The organism is Marinobacter sp., assembly GCF_035268745.1.
Taxonomy (GTDB): Bacteria; Pseudomonadota; Gammaproteobacteria; order Pseudomonadales; family Oleiphilaceae; genus Marinobacter.
In genome coordinates this window covers 1-2,684 of record NZ_DATFKH010000168.1, presented here as the reverse complement: position 1 = coordinate 2,684, position 2,684 = coordinate 1, and the positions used below count along the sequence as shown (strand labels likewise).

Genomic DNA, 2,684 nt, shown 5'->3' with positions numbered 1-2,684 from the left:
CGACTGTACCGACCCCGTCAATTTTGAAGTCAATGTGGTTGTGAAGATTCCGCACAACCAAATTATTTTCCTGTAATGACAGATTCAGCAGACGCCGCGGAAAGTAGCGATTCGCGTTCGCGGCCACGACCACTCGATGGGTGCCGTCGACGGTATGCAGTTCAAACGGTGGAGGCTCGCCGTCTTGTTGACGCCCAACTTCAACGCTGGGAAGTTCGTAGGTCGCAACCGACATTCCGGAGCAGAAAACGGTTAAGTGGATCATGCTCTTTCCACCTGTTGGCGGCGCCAAAAAATAGGAGACAGTAATAAGATTGTGCTCAACCGTTCACCACGGCCAGGCATTATCATCAACAACAACACAAACAGGAGCTTAGGATCGTGCGACAAAAAAGTGTCGGGTACCTTTTGCGAGGCACTCGCCCTTCGGGTGCTTCGCACAAAAGGTACCCGACACGAATGGCACGGGCATAGTTCCTAAGCTGCTGTAGCATAACGGTTTCGATTCGGGTTTCGGGGCGTAGTCATGAGCTTGTAGTTCTTTTGTCTGCGTTTGAGTTCGCGTTTTTCTTGACGCCCTGGCCGGTCGCCCACCGCTAACTCAGAGATCGTCTCAAGCAAGTTGTCCCACTGCTGTCCGCGGTTCGTAGAACGCAGACGCAAGCAAGCCGCGAATTCTTCCAGCGCCTGCATCGCACCGGTAAAGCTCAATCGTGTTGGACACAACTGGAACTTCAATGCGGATGCGAGCATCGCCGCGCGAACAAGGTTGAACCCAATCATGTGGCAGTGGATTTCTTTGCGAACCATTTGAGGGCTTTTGCAGCGGAGGTGCTCCATCTGCATTTGTGTTTTCAAGCTGCGGATGTGCAACTCCACTTGCCACCTCCTGCGGTACAGTTCAGCAAGTTCTTCAGCAGTGTAGATTTCAGCATCCAGCAACGTCGTCGCCAACGTGATCTCTCGAGTTCGGAAGCCCTTCTGCCGGACTTTGTACTTCAAATGTCGAACGAAGATCATGGTCGAAATGCTGTCGTATTCTTCTTGTTTCATCCATTCGGGGCGAGGAGGTTTTCGATAGGTAACCAGTTGATCCAAGTAGCCAAGCTTAAGCCCTTTGCGAAAATCAATCTTCCTTAGATGATGGGCGCGAGCGACTAAATCAATACCGCGAGTTTCTCCTAATGCCAACAACCAGAAGGTCGCGTAGTAGCGATCGGCCAGCAGGATCCGGCCCGGTAAAATGCGGTCGATAATCGTTCGCAGCAGGGATGTCTCACCGGTTTGCTTTCCTTGATAGGGTGCCAACGCATTGAATTGAATGGAGCCCGTAGCTAAAGAGAACAACCCAATCATCCTTGCGATCGGGAAACCGCATCCCGGCTTCTGGCTCTTCATCTGCGGATACTGTTGCTGGTTCTCTTTCGTGTCCGCCATCGTGACGGTCCAGCCGTCAACCATCTCCACAAGCCGCCCCTTGAAAATCCACGCTCCGTTCGTCGCTTCGTCACATCGTTTTGAAGTCCACGCCAGCAGTCGTTCAAAGAGTTGTTCGGGAAGTTTGCCGCGTGCCTTGCAATAGGAAGTGGTTTCACTACTGACTCGAGCAAGCCCTCTAGCGACACGCCATGCGTTGAAGCGAGTGACGGCCTGCTGGCAACTGTGATCGGCTGAAAGAACTTGAGAGATAAACATCCACACCACAACCATCGGATTGAAGACACGATCTCGAAATGAGTATCCAAGCTCATCACAGATGCGGCGGACTTCAGCCTGCGGCAGCAGTAGGTCCAGCACCAAAGACGAGGCACAGCGGAGTTTGCTTTGAACTTCGGCAGCGGAGTCGTTACATTGATCTTGCACGGCGAGGTCTCCATTAAAGGGCTGAGTTAACAACACCATTTAAGCGGAGTCTCGTCGTGCGTTTCAACTTATATCTGGCACATTAAATGCTGCCACTATTTGCTGGCACTACCGGCAGGGATAGCAAGAGACATCAGCCACTGCCGGTAGTGGCTCGTCGCCTATGCCCGTACCATTCGTACCCGACACTTTTTTGTCGCACGATCCTTAGCCGTTTGGGCGATAGCCAGGGTTGAATTCAGGAACCGTGGCTACCGCCCAGGCGGCTCAGTGATCGGATGTATACAGTCCGTCTACTTAACAGCCGCCGCCCGATTTCAAATCCGACGCTTATGGACCGTTCGATGCTAAATCGGCTACCGAGACGTTTCCTCCACACATTAAGATGGCTACCGTTTCATCACTGCCGATTGCTTGTTTTTGGCGTCTGGCTGCGGCCAGGCAACATGCCGCTGCGGGCTCGACCAGGATTTTGGTTCGTTCCAAGATAAATTTCATCGCCTCGATGGTCTCGTCATCCTCCACCACCACCAATTCATCGACGTATTGCCGGACATGCTCATAAGTCATCTCGCTGACCTTGGGGGCTCCCAGTGTTCTGGCGATCGAGGTGATTTCGGGCAGTTCGATCAATTGCTGCGCTGCGATACTGCGGGCCATCGCATCGGCGCCGCTGGTCTCTACTCCGATGACATGAATATCGGGGTTGGCGGCTTTCAGGGCTGCGGCCATTCCGGCGATCAAGCCACCACCACCGATACTGATATAGATTCGGGACAAGGTCGGCAACTCTTCCAAGATTTCTAAAGCAATCGTCCCCT

Annotated in this window: 3 protein-coding genes; all 3 read right to left on the bottom strand. The window is 52.9% G+C overall.

Annotation, left to right across the window (positions count from 1 at the left end; translation table 11 throughout):
• On the bottom strand, nucleotides 1–265 hold a 265-nt coding region (locus VJ956_RS12355), incomplete at its 3' end, for a hypothetical protein (protein WP_324085348.1).
• A 212-nt stretch (nucleotides 266–477) separates the two neighbouring features.
• A complete protein-coding gene (locus VJ956_RS12350; RefSeq protein WP_324085347.1) occupies nucleotides 478–1,902 on the bottom strand; it encodes an IS4 family transposase in 1,425 nt (474 codons plus the stop codon).
• 291 nt (nucleotides 1,903–2,193) lie between these two features.
• On the bottom strand, nucleotides 2,194–2,684 hold a 491-nt coding region (locus VJ956_RS12345), incomplete at its 5' end, for a pyridoxal-phosphate dependent enzyme (protein ID WP_324085346.1).

What these genes read in the sequence shown, in the direction of transcription:
- VJ956_RS12350 (WP_324085347.1), bottom strand. Translation starts at nt 1,902, where the DNA reads ATGGTGTTGTTAACTCAGCCCTTTAATGGAGACCTCGCCGTGCAAGAT.